We start from the raw sequence: 13872 nt of genomic DNA on the forward strand, positions 1-13872 counted from the left end.
CCCCGCCCGCGGGAATGGGGGCGCACCCCGGCCGGAGGTGGGGGGGGTGGGGACCGGCCGGGATGCGCGGGGGGTGGTGGCTACTTGTAGGCGCCGAACGCCTTGGTGAAGGCGAGCGGCTCCTGCGCGATCGAGCTGCACGAGGCGTCGGCGGACGGCTTCGCGCCACCCTCGCACTCCTTGTCCCGGGTGCCCGACCACATGGCGAGCCAGGCGAGGCCCTTCTCCTGGGCGAACCCGACCAGTCGCGTGGCGTCCTCGACCTTGAAAATCTCGGTGCTGACGTCGTTCACACCGATCATCGGGGTGACCGCGACGGCCTTCCAGGCGTCCGTGTCGGAGAGCCCGAGCACGCCCTTGATCTGGGCCTGGGTGGCGGTGGCCGCCTGGATCGCGTACGTGCCCATGTCGCCGCTGTACGAGGCGCCGTAGTCCATCGCCATGATGTTGACCGCCCCGACGTCCACGCCGTTCTTCTTCGCGTCGGCGACCAGGTCCACACCGGGCTGGGTCAGGCCCTCGGGCATCACCGGCAGGGTGAAGGAGACGTCCAGGCCGGGGTGGGACTTCTGGAGCTGGGCGATGGCCAGGGAGCGGCGGGAGTTGGCCGCGGTGTCGGGCAGCGCGCCGCCCTCGATGTCGAAGTCGACCTTGGTCAGCTTGTACGTGTCCACGACCTTGCCGTAGGCCGCGGCCAGTTCGTCGGCCGAGGTGCAGTTCAGGGCCAGCTCGGAGCCGGACGCGCCGCCGAAGGAGACCCGGACGTCGCCGCCCGCCGCGCGCAGGCCGTCGATCCGGGAGGCGACCTGGTCGTCGCCGAGGCCGGTCACACCGCCCCAGAGCGGGGCGCAGCCGCCGCCGGAGGTGATGAAGGCGAGGTTGAACTGCTTGACGCCGGTCTTGGCGGCGGTGCCGGTGAGGTCGAAGGCGGGGTAGAGCGAGGTGTCGACGTACGGGGCGAAGCCCGCCCCGCTCGCCGTGCCGCCGCTGCCCGCGTCCGTCTTGGTGGGAGTGGGCGTGGGGGTCCCGGCCGGCGGGTCCGTGGGGGTGGGGGTCGCGGACCCGGTGGGGCGGCCGCTGGGCTCCGGGGTGGCTCCGGTGTCGACGGAGCAGGTGGCGTCGTCGATGAGGCAGCCGGTGGGGTCGGCCGCCTTGTCGTCCGAGCTGGTGACGAAGCCGATGGTGACGGACTTGCCGGGGGCCAGCTCCTTGTCCCAGCTCGCCGGTGTGACGGTGACGTGGCTGCCGCTGACGGTGTGCTCGCCGTTCCACAGCGAGCTCAGCTTCGTGCCCGCGGGCAGGTCGAACTCCAGGGTCCAGCCGGACTTCGCGCTGTCCGTGTCGTTGGTGACGACGTACTGCCCGGTGTATCCGCCCGTCCAGCCGCTGGTCCTGGTGTAGGCGGCGCCGACCGAGGACGCCTGGGCCGTGCCGGTGAGGGCGAAGACCGTTCCGCCGACCACGGCCGCGGCGACGACCGCGCCGATCGCCTTGGTCCTGGTGCTCGCCGTGCGCCGGTGCGTGCTGGTGCCCATCGCGTTCCTGCCTCGTCATACGGAAGTGGGGGATGCGAGAGCACGCTAGCGACACCGAATCCGGCACATGCCGCATTCGGGGCCCTCGTTGATGTTCTTAGGGTGGGCTTAAGGAGCGCATCGGCCGGTCTAAAGGTTCGGGCCCGCTCCGGAGCGGAACCGGGGCCCCGCGTTCCGTCGGGTCACCGCCCGCCGCTGCCGTCCGACCCGGTGCCCGCGCCCCTTCGGCCGCTGCCCGTCGAGCCCGATCCAGATGCGCACCTCCGTGCCGCCGAGCACCGAGCGCCCGATCCGCACATCGCCGCCGGTGGACTCCGCGACCCGGCGGACGATGTCGAGGCCCAGCCCGGTCGAGCCCACCGCGTCCTTCGCACCGCCGCGGCCGCTGCCGCCGCGCGCCAGGGCGGCCCTGGGGTCCGCGATGCCGCCGCCGGCGTCCGAGACCAGCACGATCACCGCGTCGCCGCTGTGGTGCACGTCGACGGCGAAGGCGGTGCCCTCCGGGGTGTGCCGGAAGACGTTGCCCAGCAACGCGTCGATGGCCGCGGCCAGTTCGGGGCGGGCCACCGGAATGCGTACCGTACGGTCCACTCCCGCGAGGCGCACCTCGCGGCCCTCGTCCTCGGCCAGCGCCGACCAGAAGTCCATGCGGGCGCGGATCACCTCGGAGGCGTCGCAGCCGGCTCCCGGCCCGCCGCCCTGCCCCTGGGTCTGCGGGCGCTGCTCCCGGGCGGTCCTGATGATCGTGTCGACCTCGCGCTCCAACTGCTCGACGGCCGCCCGGGTCTGCTCGGCGGCCGGGCCCTCGCCGAGCGAGGCGGCGTTGAGCCGGAGGACGGTGAGCGGGGTGCGCAGCCGGTGCGAGAGGTCGGCGGCCAGCTCCCGTTCGTTGGCGAGGAGCTGGACGACCTGGTCGGCCATGGAGTTGAACGCGACGGCGGCGGAGTGCAGTTCGGTCGGCCCCTCCTCCGGCACCCGGGTCCCGAGCCGCCCCTCCCCCAGGTCGTGCGCGGCCCCCGCGAGCCGCCGGGCGGGCTCCACCATGCGGACGCCGAGCCGGTCGGCCACGGCGACCGAGCCGACGATCAGCGCGATGCCGACGCCCGCCAGCATCAGCCAGGCGGTGGCGACGCCGTTGGAGACCTCGTCCTGGGGCACGAACACCTCGACGACGGCGATGCCCCCGGAGCCGAGCGCGGTGGGCTGGAGCAGCGCGGAACCGCCGGACACCTCGGTGATGGAGGCGCGCCCCGACTCCCGTACGGTCTCCAGGTCCTTGCGGGTGGCGCGCCGGCTGCCGATCTCCACCGCCCGGCCGCCGGTCTCGCCGGCCGCGGGTATGTGGACGGCCATCCGGCCGGCGGCGCCGGGCTCCGTGGTGAGCACGGCCGTTTCGAGTTCGGCGCGGTCGGTGGTGATGGAGAGGGTGGGGCCGATCATCGCGGCCTGCCGTTCGGCGTCGGAGAAGGCGCGGTCGCGGGCCATCTCCTTGACGACGAGGCCGAGGGGTACGGCGAAGGCGACCACGACCATCGCGGTGACGGCCAGGCAGACCTTGACCAGCGCCCATCTCATGCGGGCGGCTGCAGTTTCACGCCGACGCCGCGCAGGGTGTGCAGGTAGCGGGGCCGGGCGGCCGTCTCGCCCAGTTTCCGGCGGAGCCAGGAGAGGTGGACGTCGATGGTCTGGTCGTCCCCGTAGGACTGCTGCCAGACCTCGGCGAGGAGTTCCTTGCGCGCGACGACGACGCCGGGCCGGCCGGCCAGGAAGGTCAGCAGGTCGAACTCCCGCCGGGTGAGGTCGAGGTCCGCGCCGTCGAGTTCGGCCCGGCGCCGCAGCGGGTCTATGGAGAGCCCGCCGACCCGGATGACGCGCGGGGAGGCTGCCCGGCCCTCCGCGGCCCGCGAGCGGCGCAGTACGGCGGCCATCCGTGCGGCGAGGTGCTCCACGGAGAACGGCTTGGTCAGGTAGTCGTCCGCGCCGTCGTTGAGCAGCCGGACGATCTCGCTCTCGTCGTCGCGGGCGGTAGCGATGATGACGGGCACGTCGGTGATGCCGCGCAGCATCTTCAGCGCCTCCGACCCGTCGAGATCGGGCAGCCCGAGATCGAGGATGACCACGTCGAACCGGAAGTGGGCGACCTCGCGCAGCGCTTCGAGGGCGGTGCCGACACTCCGTACCGTGTGGGAGGCCTCGGTCAGGTGCCGGATGAGGGCGGAACGTACGAACTGGTCGTCCTCGACCACGAGCACACTTGGCATGGGCGGCACCGTACGCCATCCGGCAGCCCCGGGTCCGCCCGGTGGCGGTAGTGGGGACACCGGGCGGGCAGGTGGTGCAGGATGTGCCGGATGCAACGAGGACTCGTACACGCGCTCGCGTGGTCGCTCGCCACCGGCGCGGCGGTCACGCTGTCGTGGTGGGGGGTGCGCGCCGTGATGGCGGGGACGGCGTACGACCCGCCGCGCGCGGTGCCGATCTCCGCGAGCGCCCGGGGCGAGGTGGCGGGCACGGAGACGCTGTCGTCCTCGACGCACCGCCCGGAGCCGTCCCCGTCGCCCAGCAGCACGCCCCCTGCCGCGCCGAAGCCGTCCGTGGTCTCGTCCCCCTCGCGCGCGCACGCCTCCGTCCGCACGTCTCCGTCCGCACCCCCGCCCGCGCCCTCCGCCGCTCCCGCGGGCACGGCGAAGGGCTACTCGACGGACGGGGGCCGGGTCGTCTTCGAGCTGGGCGCGGACAGCGCGAAGCTGGTGTCGGCGACGCCGGAGCCGGGCTGGTCGATGCGGGTCTGGACGAACTCGACCTGGATCCGGGTGAACTTCGCCCGGGACGACGGCACGACGGTCTCGGTGTTCTGCACCTGGAACGACCATCCGCCGCAGGTCGACATCGTGAAGTGACCGTGGAGCGGTGGCCCGCCCGGCGGTCGCCCGACCGCTTCCCGGCAGGCGCTCAGTCGAAGGCCGAGGCGGGCGGCGGCGGTGAGGGCCGGGCGTCGGCGTCGTGCACCGCGGCCGCGCCGCCGGTGAAGTCGGCGAGTGCCCGCCCGTGTTCGACGCGCCCCGGGTGCGGATCGGTCGCCACCCTGCGGGTCAGCTCCGCGACCTTCGGCTTCACGTCAGAGGCGAGCAGTACGGCGTTGCCGAAGCGGCGGCCGCGGAACACGGTCGGGTCGGCGGCGAGCGCGAGCTCGGGGAAGACGGTGGCGGCGGTGGCGATCTGGCCGCGCAGATGGGCGAGCGGGGGGCCGTCCGCGAGGTTGGCCACGTAGGTCCCGCCGGGTTTCAGGACGCGGCGCACCTCGGCCAGGAATTCGGTGCTGGTGAGGTGGGCGGGGGTGCGGGCCCCGCTGAAGACGTCGGCGATGACCAGGTCGGCCCAGCCGTCCTGGATCTTCCCGAGCCCGGCGCGGGCGTCGGTGGCGCGGACCCTGATCCTGGCCTGCGGGTCCAGCGGCAGTTCCCGGCGCACCAGTTGCACGAGGGCCGCGTCCACCTCGACGATCTGCTGGGTGGAGCGGGGGCGGGTCGCGGCGATGTAGCGGGCGAGCGTGAACGCCCCGCCGCCCAGGTGCACGACGTGCAGCGGCTGCCCGGCGGGCGCGGCCAGATCGGCGATGTGGCCGATCCTGCGCTGGTACTCGAAGGAGAGGTACGCCGGGTCGTCGAGGTCCACGTGGGACTGCGGCGCACCGTCGATCGTCAGCGTCCAGGCGTTCCTGCGCTCCCGGTCGGGCACCAGCTCGGCGAGGCCGCCGTCCACCGGCTCGGAGACGTCGCCGGGGCGCCCGGCGCCGCGGGCCGCCTTGCCGTCGGTCCTGCGGTCCGCGCGCTGCTTGCGGCTTCCCGCTCCGCCGGCCGCTCCTCGACGTGCCACTGTTGCTCGTACCTGCTCACTGCTCATCGGGTCCGGGACCGGCCGGAACCGGCCGTGACGGGCGGTCGTGCTCACCCGCCCTGCGGCCATTATGAGCTCAGCGGCAGTTGTCGGCCGCCTCGATCAGCCGGGCGGCCTGGTCGAGCGCGGCCCGCAGCACGGCCGGGTCGGTGACCGAGGTGTCGTCGCCGGGCGGCAGCAGCCAGCCGCTCCCGGAGACGGGCGGCTCGGCGGGGATGCGCAGCCCGCGGCCGTTGGTCTGCGTACAGGCACTGCCCGGTACGTCCCAGGCCTCGGCGGTGCCGGGCGGCACCAGGAAGCCGAGGGTGGCGCACTGGCCGTCGTGGAGGACCGGGCCGACGGCCTCCTGGTCGGCGCCGCGGCGCAGGATGTCCACCGCCTCCAGGCCCTGACGGGCGGGGACGGTCACCAGGTCGCAGGGTTCTCCGCCGGGTTCCCCGCCGGGGGCCGGGCCCGGCGCGGCCGGCACCTCCGCGGGTGCCACGGGGCCGGTCGTCGCGGTCGTAGCAGCCGTCGTCGCGGTCGTCCGCGAGCCGGTCGCCAGGTCGAGATGCAACAAGGGACCTCTCCTCTCATCGCCGGGCGGAGCCGGACTCCGTCGCCACACGGAGCAACGCGCCGAGCACGTCAAGGGCTACGGGCCCACACCGCCGCAAAGGATGGCAGTTCATGGCGGATCATGGGCGAGATACCCGATTCGTCCACAAACGCAGTGTGTGTGCGTTGTCACAACAGGTACGTTCTTGCTCCGCCGGGACACCAGAGACAAACGCCCGGCTCGCGCCAGAGAGGGCCCGCCATGGTGTCGACACGGGCAGTTCCCAACCTCGCCTTCCGGCGACTGCGCGGACAGCGCTCCGCCGGGGAGTTCGCTGCCGCGGTACGCAGGTCCGCCCGCGAGATCGGCGAGCAGGTCGCGTGCGACGCCCGGTACATCGGGCGCGTGGAGTCCGGCGAGATCCGCTGCCCGAACTACGCGTACGAACGGGTCTTCCTGCACATGTTCCCCGGGGCGGACCTCGTGGACCTGGGCTTCTCACCGCGTGAATCGGTACGCGGCCGGGGGGCCCGGCCCGCGGCGGACGTCCCTTCGCCCCCGACTTCACCGCTGCCCGGCAGCGACACCGACGAGGAGTGCGACGTGCTGCGTCGCGTATTCATGACGAATGGTTCCACCACGATGGCTGCGGCGTCCCTGGGCCTGGGCCTCGGCGGCATGACCGCCTCCGTGTCCCTGCCCGCGCAGCGCCGGGTCGGCGAGACGGAGGTGCACGCCGTCGAGAAGGCGGTGCGGCAGATCCGCCTGCTGGACGACCGGCACGGCGGTGACGGCCTGTACCGGCGGGCCGCCCAGCCACTGCGCGCGGCGTACGCGCTGCTCGACTCCGGGACCGCGGCCCGGCGCTCCACGGCGGACCGGCTGCACAGCGGGGCCGGTGAGCTGGCCATCTCGGTGGGCTGGCTGGCCCATGACTCGGGCCGGTTCGAGGATGCCCGCTCGCACTACGCGGAGGCGCTGGCCACGGCGCGGGTGGCCGGGGACCACGCGCTGGAGGCGCACGCGTTCTGCAACGCGTCGTTCCTGGCCCGGGACACCGGGCGCTCGCGCGAGTCCGTGCGCGCCGCGGAGGCGGGCCTGCGGGCCGCCCGGCCACTGGGCTCACCGCGGCTGATGGCACTGCTCTCGCTGCGGGAGGCGGGGGGCCGGGCGGGGCTCGGGGACCGCACCGGCTGCGAACGGGCGCTCGGCCGGGCGCACATCGCGTTCGGGCAGGGGCCGTCCCCCGCGGACCCGGAGTGGATGAGCTTCTTCCGGGAGGCGGAGCTGGAGATGCTGGAGGCGCAGTGCTGGGCGGCGCTGGGCGACTGGTCGCGGGCGGTGCGGCACGCACGGCGGGCGACGCGGCTGCAGGATCCGCACTTCACCCGGAACCTGGCGCTGTACCGGGCCGAGCTGACCACGGACCTGGCACGCGCGGGCCTCGCGGAGGAGGCGGCGGCCACGGGCCACCAGGTGCTGGACCTGCTGGACCAGGTCCGGTCCTCCCGGATCAGGGCGATGCTGGCCGGAGCGGTGGCGGTCCTGCGGCCGCGGGGCCGTGGATCGGTCGACATCACGGACTTCCTCGACCGCCACACGGCCTCCGGCACGAAGACGTAGGGCCTTGAGCAGGTAGGGCCTTGAGCAGGTAGGGCCTGGGCAGGTAAGGCCTGGGCCCGGGTTGTCCGGGCCCACCCAGCCCCTCTGCGACTTGTTCGCGAGACCCACTCGTCCGGGCCCACCCAGCCCGTCCGGCGTTTGAGGACGGAACCCTCCGGCCGGACCGGGGCGCGCAAACCAGCCCGCCCGGCGCTTGAGGGCAGAGGTGGCCGGCCCCGGACCGGGGTACCGGGTTCCGTCCTCAAACTCCGGACGGGCCGGAGTCGTTGCCCCGACCACCAAGCGCAAGGGGGCCGGACGGACTGAAACGTCCCTACCGCTCCAGGTGCCCCGTGTCGTTCCAGCGTTCCAGGGCCGGCGCCCCGTACGCCCACCCCAGCACCGACAGCGACGTCGGATCCAGCCGGATGCGCGCCGCGAACGACACGTCCTCGCCCAGCCAGCGCGCCCCCAGCGCCCGCAGGATGTGGCCGTGGGCGAAGACCAGGACGTCGCGGTCGGCCGAGCGGGCCCACGCGACGACCTCGTCGGCACGGGCCGACACCTCGGCCAGGGTCTCCCCGTCCGGCACCCCGTCGCGCCAGATGAACCAGTCCGGGCGGATCGCCTTGATCTCGGCCGGGGTCATCCCCTCGTACGCCCCGTAATCCCACTCCATCAGCGCGTCCCACCGCTCGGCCCGGTCGCCGAACCCCGCGATCTCGCAGGTCTCCGCGGCCCGTACGAGCGGGCTGGTCCGGACCTCGAGACCGGGCAGGTCCGCCCACGGTCCCCGGTGCAGCCGCTCGCCGAGCAGCTTGGCGCCCTCGCGTCCGGTGTCGAGCAGTGGGATGTCCGTCCTGCCGGTGTGATTGCCGTTGACGGACCATTCCGTCCGGCCATGCCGGGCAAGCAGGATTCGCGGTGCCATGTGACGGCTCTCCCTGAAACTGAGACCTCTGATCGTGCGTCTGAGATCTTGGACATCGACGGGGACGGAACCGTCCGGCACAGTACGGGGGAACGGTGGGAACGGATCGTCCGGATTTCCATCATCGCGCACCCATCCGCGAGGCAACCTGCGGGCCCGCACCGACGTCCCACCCAACGCAGACAAATCCGAACAGCTGAGGGGTGCCGAAGGGCACCCCTGGGGGAATCGCGGCCGACCCGCACCGTACGGTTGAACGTCCGCCGTCGGCCGCATGAACACATGATGGAGAACTTCCGGATGCCGCATGCCACCACCGCGCCCGCGCCGCGCCCCCGGCCCCGCTGGTGGACCGAGCTGCCGCTGCTCGCCCTGGTGTACGCGGCGTACTCGGGCGGCAGACTTCTGGTGCGCGGCGACGTGTCGACGGCCGTCGACCACGGACTGCGCATCCTGCACCTGGAACAGTCGCTCCGCATCAACTTCGAGCACCCCCTCAACCGGCTGCTCACCGCGCACTCGTCGATAGGGATACCCGCCGACTTCGCGTACGCGTCGCTGCACTACCTGATAACCCCGGCCGTCCTCATATGGATGTTCCGGAGGCACTCGGAGGCCTACCGCAGGGCCCGCACCTGGCTGATGACCTCCACCATGCTCGGCCTGATCGGCTTCACGCTGATGCCGACCTGCCCGCCGCGGCTGCTGGCCGCCGGGCACGGCTTCGTCGACACGATGGCGCAGTACAGCTCGTACGGCTGGTGGGGCACGGAGGCGAGCGCCCCGCGCGGCATGGGCGGAATGACCAACCAGTACGCGGCGATGCCGAGTCTGCACGTCGGCTGGGCACTGTGGTGCGGGATCCTCATATGGCGCCACGGGCGGCACCCGCTCGTACGCGCGGCCGGCGTCCTGTACCCCCTGATCACCGTCTTCGTGGTGATGGGTACCGCCAACCACTACTTCCTCGACGCCGTCGCCGGCGCCGCGGTGATGGGGATCGGCGCCCTGGTGGCCCGGCCCGTGACGCGGCTCGCCAACCGGGTCGGTGACGCGGTCCTGACCCGCTTCGCACCGGTGGGCACGGTCATGAAGTCCCCGGATGTCAGTGCCGGATGCAAGACTTCCGCGGGTGAGCGAATCCCCGGCCAGCGGACCTCCTCCGCAGACCCCACCGATGCCGCGGCACCGGCCGGTCCACCTGCCCCGGCCGACGTCCCCGCCTCCGCGGGAAGAGCCGCGGGCGGTGACGCTGCGGCAGCGGCTCGCTGAGCTGAGAGGCCCGGCCGTCGCACCGCGTCCGCTGGACGCCCGCGCACTGGCCGCCCTCGCCGCGAACCCCGGCTGCAAGCGGCGCGCCCTGCTCGACGGGGCCGGTGTCGACAAGGCCGCCCTCGCCACCGCGCTCGGTTCACCGGCCGCTTTCGGCCAGTCCCAGTTCGCCTTCATGCGGGGCAACGCCTTCGAGGCCAAGGTCAAGGCCGACGGCGGTACGGAGCTGATGCGCCTGCTCCACGAGCGGCTCGGCGGGCCCGGTGAGCCGCCGCGCGACGTCGCGGTGCCCGATCTGACGGCCGCCGGCCCCGAGGGCCGCGCCGCGCGCACCGCGCTGGCCCTGCGGGAGGCGACCGGGGCGGGCGGCTGGGCGCTGCTGGACCACCCGATGCTGGCCCTGGAGGTGGCGGGCTCGCCCGCCTATCTGGAGCCGGACGCGGTGGTGGTGCACCCCGACGGCACCTGGACCGTCGTCGAGATCAAGTCCTTCCCCATGATCGACGGTTCCGCCGACGCGGCGAAGGTCGGCGCGGCCGCCCGCCAGTCCGCGGTCTACGTACTGGCGCTGGAGCGGATCGCCGAGGTCACCGACGGAGCGGAGGTCGGCCACCGGGTGCTGCTGGTCTGCCCCAGGGACTTCTCCAATCTGCCGGCCGCGTCCGTCGTCGACGTGCGCAAGCAGCGTGCGGTCACCCTCCGCCAGCTGACCAGGCTCACCCGGATCGAGGACATCGCGGCGGCCCTGCCGGAGGGCACCACGTTCGATCCCGAGCGCGCCCCGGAGGAGCTGGACAGCGCCGTCGAGTCGGTCGCGGCGGCGTACGCGCCGGAGTGCCTGGCCGCCTGCGAACTCGCCTTCCACTGCCGGGGCAGGGCCCGCGCGCAGGGCGCGGTGGAGGCGCTGGGGCGCAGCGTGCGGGGCGAGCTCGGCGGGCTGACCACGGTCGGCGCGGTGCTGGCCGCGGCCGCGGGCAAGGAGGGCGATCCGGCGGACCCGACGGTCTCCGCGCTGCGCCGTGCGGCGGCCCTGCGCGCCGAGGCGCTGGAAGGCGGGCCCTCATGTCTCTGATCTCCACCCTGGCCCGGCTGGAGGCCGTGGAGAGCGGTCGCGCGCAGCCGGTGGCCACGGTCCGCCACCGCCGTCTCACCGACCGGCCGCTGGTCCTGGTGCCGCTCACCACCGCGGGCGAGGCGGGCGCCCCGCTCGGCGCCCTCGTCGGCACCGACCGGGACGCGCCGCGGCTGCTGGTCGTGGCCCAGCCGCGCGACCGGGATCTGCGGTTCGCGTTCCTCGCGGAGCTGGCCGAGGCGGTCCTGCCGCACATCGAGTCGTACGCCGATGTGATCGAGCCCGCGGAACGCAGCGAGACGGACCCCGCGACCGGCAAGAAGGTCAAGGTCGAGACGGAGCTGTGCACGGACGCCGCGCAGCTGATCGTGCCGAGCCGAGCGGGCATCGAGTTCGTCCGGCTGCTCGGCCGGTCCATGCGGTTCCGGCGCACCGCGCAGGACGACCCCGACACCCCGTATCCGGCGCCCGCCCGGGTCCCGCTGCTGGGCCGCTGGCTCACGCACTACGGCGAGCGTGCCCGGGTGCCGGGCTCCTCGCTGCTGCTGGCCGGCACGGATCTGCTCGGCCGGCACTGGGCGACCGGCCAGTCCACCCTGGAGGACCAGCATCTGGGCGCCCTGCTGGCCTGGATCGACCCGCCGGCCGGGGAGTCCGGGGCCGAGGCCGCGTTCCGCGCGGAGCTGGCCCGGGACCGCGAGGGACAGCTGCTGTGCCCGCCCGCCGGACCGGCCACCGACCCGGACTTCGACAACCGGCTGCTGGCCCCCGCGATCGAGAAGTACGACCGCGCGCGCACCTCGCTGGCCGCCGCGGAGGACGGGCTGGCGGCCGATGCCAGGCTCGCCGGGCTGACCGCGGCCGAGCGGGAGATCCGGGCCCTGCTTGCGGGGGTGCTGCGGCCCACCTGGGACGCGGTGTGGCGGGGCCTGGACCTGCTGCGGGAGCTGCCCGAGGGGGCGAGGGCCGAGGACCGCTGGACCCGCGACCGCTGGTCGTTCACCGGCCACCGCGACCGGGTGCGGTCGGGGGAGCCGCCGCAGCCGCGCCGGGACGACGCGGTGACGGCGGCCCGCAAGCTCGCCTCGCGGGAGACCGCCCAGGCGCAGCTGGAGGCCCAGGAGGCGCTGGACGATCCGCTGGTGCTGGCCGGCCGCCGGCTGGCGGGCGAGGCGTTCCTCGGGGAGGTGACCGGGGTGGAGATGACGTACACCGAGTCGAAGCGCCCCTCGCCGCGCCCGCTGGTCACCGTCCGCACCGACGAGCAGCCGCACCTGGCCGACCGCGTCAAGGTCTACCGCTCGCTGGACGGCAAGCCGCAGACCGCCGAGTTCGCCGGGTACGGGCCGCAGGAGGAGGGCGCCGCGCCCGCGCTGGTGCTGCGGATCACCGACCGGATGGGCCGCGGCCGGGAGCCGGTCCCCGGTTCGGTGCCGGAGCCCGGTGACCGGATCGCCTGGACCCTCTTCGAGCACGACCAGCGTGGCGGCCCGAAGCTGCCGGACGCGGAGGAGACGCCGTGGACCCACGGCGGTCCGCCCGGCTCCGGTGCGGCCGTCGAGAGCCCTGACCCCGTGACCCCGGAGGACGTGCTGTGAGCGACGGATTCGACCCCGGGGCGGCGGCGGGCCGGGCCACCGCCCAGATCCTGGACGACACGCTGAACGGCACGTCGCGCGGCATCGTGGTGGACTCCCCGCCCGGTGCGGGGAAGTCGACGCTGGTGGTCCGCGCCGCGCTCGAACTCGCCGCGGCCGGGCGCCCGCTGATGGTCGTCGCGCAGACGAACGCGCAGGTCGACGACCTGGTGGTGCGGCTGGCGGAGAAGGACCCCGGGCTACCGGTCGGCCGGCTGCACAGCAGCGACTCCGACCCGTACGACAAGGTGCTGGACGGGCTGGCCAACGTACGGAAGTCGGCGAAGGCGGCGGATCTGGCGGGGCTCGACATCGTCATCTCGACGGCGGCCAAGTGGGCCCATGTGAAGAACGTCGAGCCGTGGGGGCACGCGATCGTCGACGAGGCGTACCAGATGCGCTCGGACGCGCTGCTGGCCGTCGCCGGACTCTTCGAGCGGGCCCTGTTCGTGGGGGATCCGGGCCAGCTGGACCCGTTCTCGATCGTGGGCGCGGACCAGTGGGCGGGGCTGAGTTACGACCCGTCGGCGAGCGCGGTCTCCACCCTGCTGGCGCACAATCCGGAGCTGCCGCAGCGCCGGCTGCCGGTCTCCTGGCGGCTGCCCGCGTCGGCCGCGCAACTGGTCTCGGACGCGTTCTACCCGTACACCCCGTTCCGCAGCGGTACGGACCACGGGGACCGGCTGCTGTCGTTCGGCGTCGGGTCCGACGGCTCTGCGGCCGACCGGGTGCTGGACGAGGCCGCGGAGTCCGGCTGGGGCCTGCTGGAGCTTCCCGCCCGGCACACCCCGCGCACGGACCCCGAGGCGGTGCGGGCGGTGGCCGCGGTGGTGCGCCGGCTCCTGGACCGGGGCGGCGCGGCCACCAGTGAGCGTTCCCCGGACCCGGTCCCGGTCACGGCGGACCGGGTCGCGGTCGGCACGGCCCACCGCGACCAGGCGGCGGCGGTGCGGGCGGCGCTCGCGGAACTGGGGGTGACGGGGGTCGCGGTGGACACGGCGAACCGGCTCCAGGGCCGTGAGTTCGATGTGACGGTGGTCCTGCACCCGCTCTCCGGCCGGCCGGACGCCACCGCGTTCCACCTGGAGACGGGCCGGCTGTGCGTGCTGGCCTCCCGCCACCGCCACGCCTGCGTCGTGGTCTGCCGCGCGGGCGTCGCCGAGCTGCTGGACGAGCACCCGTCGACGGAGCCGGTCCAGCTGGGCGTCACGGTGAAGTTCCCGGACGGCTGGGAGGCGAACCACCGGGTGCTGGCACACCTGGCGGAACACCGCGTGCGGTGGGGGCGTTGAGTCCGGGGGCGTGTCGAGGCGTGTCGGGGCGCGGCTGCCGGGAGCGGCTCCGCGCACGCCCCCGTGAGCGCCCTTGCGGCGGGCTGGACAATAGAG

At 74.2% G+C, this 13872-nt stretch carries 12 protein-coding genes; 6 read left to right on the top strand and 6 right to left on the bottom strand.

Annotated features, from left to right (window positions below):
• Positions 1–80 precede the first annotated feature (80 nt).
• The 3 genes from ACIO3R_RS02325 to ACIO3R_RS02335 form a co-directional block, all read right to left on the bottom strand.
• The gene (locus ACIO3R_RS02325) at positions 81–1535 is read right to left on the bottom strand and encodes a cellulose binding domain-containing protein (protein ID WP_402102442.1); all 1455 of its coding nucleotides are present in this window, start codon (positions 1533–1535) and stop codon (positions 81–83) included.
• 129 nt (positions 1536–1664) lie between these two features.
• Entirely contained in the window at positions 1665–3110 is a 1446-nt protein-coding gene (locus ACIO3R_RS02330; RefSeq protein WP_385035863.1) for an ATP-binding protein, read from the bottom strand.
• Positions 3107–3796: a response regulator transcription factor gene (locus tag ACIO3R_RS02335; protein WP_385035862.1), complete on the bottom strand. Its 690-nt coding sequence runs from the start codon at positions 3794–3796 to the stop codon at positions 3107–3109. The genes ACIO3R_RS02330 and ACIO3R_RS02335 overlap by 4 nt, the downstream gene beginning before the upstream one ends.
• Positions 3797–3886: 90 nt before the next feature.
• Between ACIO3R_RS02335 and ACIO3R_RS02340 the strand changes: the two genes are divergently transcribed.
• The gene (locus ACIO3R_RS02340) at positions 3887–4435 is read left to right on the top strand and encodes a hypothetical protein (protein ID WP_402102446.1); all 549 of its coding nucleotides are present in this window, start codon (positions 3887–3889) and stop codon (positions 4433–4435) included.
• A 52-nt stretch (positions 4436–4487) separates the two neighbouring features.
• On the opposite strand, the gene ACIO3R_RS02345 is transcribed toward ACIO3R_RS02340, so the two are convergent.
• Positions 4488–5438, bottom strand: a complete 951-nt coding sequence (locus tag ACIO3R_RS02345; RefSeq protein ID WP_385035868.1) for a spermidine synthase — start codon at positions 5436–5438, stop codon at positions 4488–4490.
• A gap of 70 nt (positions 5439–5508) precedes the next feature.
• The gene (locus ACIO3R_RS02350; protein ID WP_385035860.1) at positions 5509–5991 is read right to left on the bottom strand and encodes a hypothetical protein; all 483 of its coding nucleotides are present in this window, start codon (positions 5989–5991) and stop codon (positions 5509–5511) included.
• A 240-nt stretch (positions 5992–6231) separates the two neighbouring features.
• Between ACIO3R_RS02350 and ACIO3R_RS02355 the strand changes: the two genes are divergently transcribed.
• The gene (locus ACIO3R_RS02355; RefSeq protein WP_385035858.1) at positions 6232–7593 is read left to right on the top strand and encodes a tetratricopeptide repeat protein; all 1362 of its coding nucleotides are present in this window, start codon (positions 6232–6234) and stop codon (positions 7591–7593) included.
• A gap of 313 nt (positions 7594–7906) precedes the next feature.
• On the opposite strand, the gene ACIO3R_RS02360 is transcribed toward ACIO3R_RS02355, so the two are convergent.
• Positions 7907–8503 carry a histidine phosphatase family protein gene (locus ACIO3R_RS02360; protein ID WP_402102450.1) on the bottom strand — a complete coding sequence of 199 codons (597 nt, stop codon included), beginning with the start codon at positions 8501–8503 and terminating at the stop codon, positions 7907–7909.
• 300 nt (positions 8504–8803) lie between these two features.
• On the opposite strand from ACIO3R_RS02360, the gene ACIO3R_RS02365 reads away from it, so the two are divergent.
• From ACIO3R_RS02365 to ACIO3R_RS02380, 4 genes are read left to right on the top strand one after another with little or no spacing between them, the layout of a single operon-like run.
• Positions 8804–9775 carry a phosphatase PAP2 family protein gene (locus tag ACIO3R_RS02365; protein ID WP_402102453.1) on the top strand — a complete coding sequence of 324 codons (972 nt, stop codon included), beginning with the start codon at positions 8804–8806 and terminating at the stop codon, positions 9773–9775.
• Positions 9681–10847, top strand: a complete 1167-nt coding sequence (locus ACIO3R_RS02370) for a hypothetical protein (RefSeq protein WP_402102455.1) — start codon at positions 9681–9683, stop codon at positions 10845–10847. The genes ACIO3R_RS02365 and ACIO3R_RS02370 overlap by 95 nt, the downstream gene beginning before the upstream one ends.
• On the top strand, positions 10838–12445 hold the full coding sequence (locus ACIO3R_RS02375; protein WP_385035853.1) for a hypothetical protein: 1608 nt from the start codon (positions 10838–10840) through the stop codon (positions 12443–12445). The genes ACIO3R_RS02370 and ACIO3R_RS02375 overlap by 10 nt, the downstream gene beginning before the upstream one ends.
• The gene (locus tag ACIO3R_RS02380; protein ID WP_385035852.1) at positions 12442–13776 is read left to right on the top strand and encodes an AAA domain-containing protein; all 1335 of its coding nucleotides are present in this window, start codon (positions 12442–12444) and stop codon (positions 13774–13776) included. Before ACIO3R_RS02375 ends, ACIO3R_RS02380 begins: the two co-directional genes overlap by 4 nt.
• The last annotated feature ends 96 nt before the right edge of the window (positions 13777–13872 follow it).

The sequence above is a fragment of the Streptomyces sp. NPDC087428 genome, assembly GCF_044744085.1.
Taxonomy (GTDB): domain Bacteria; phylum Actinomycetota; class Actinomycetes; order Streptomycetales; family Streptomycetaceae; genus Streptomyces.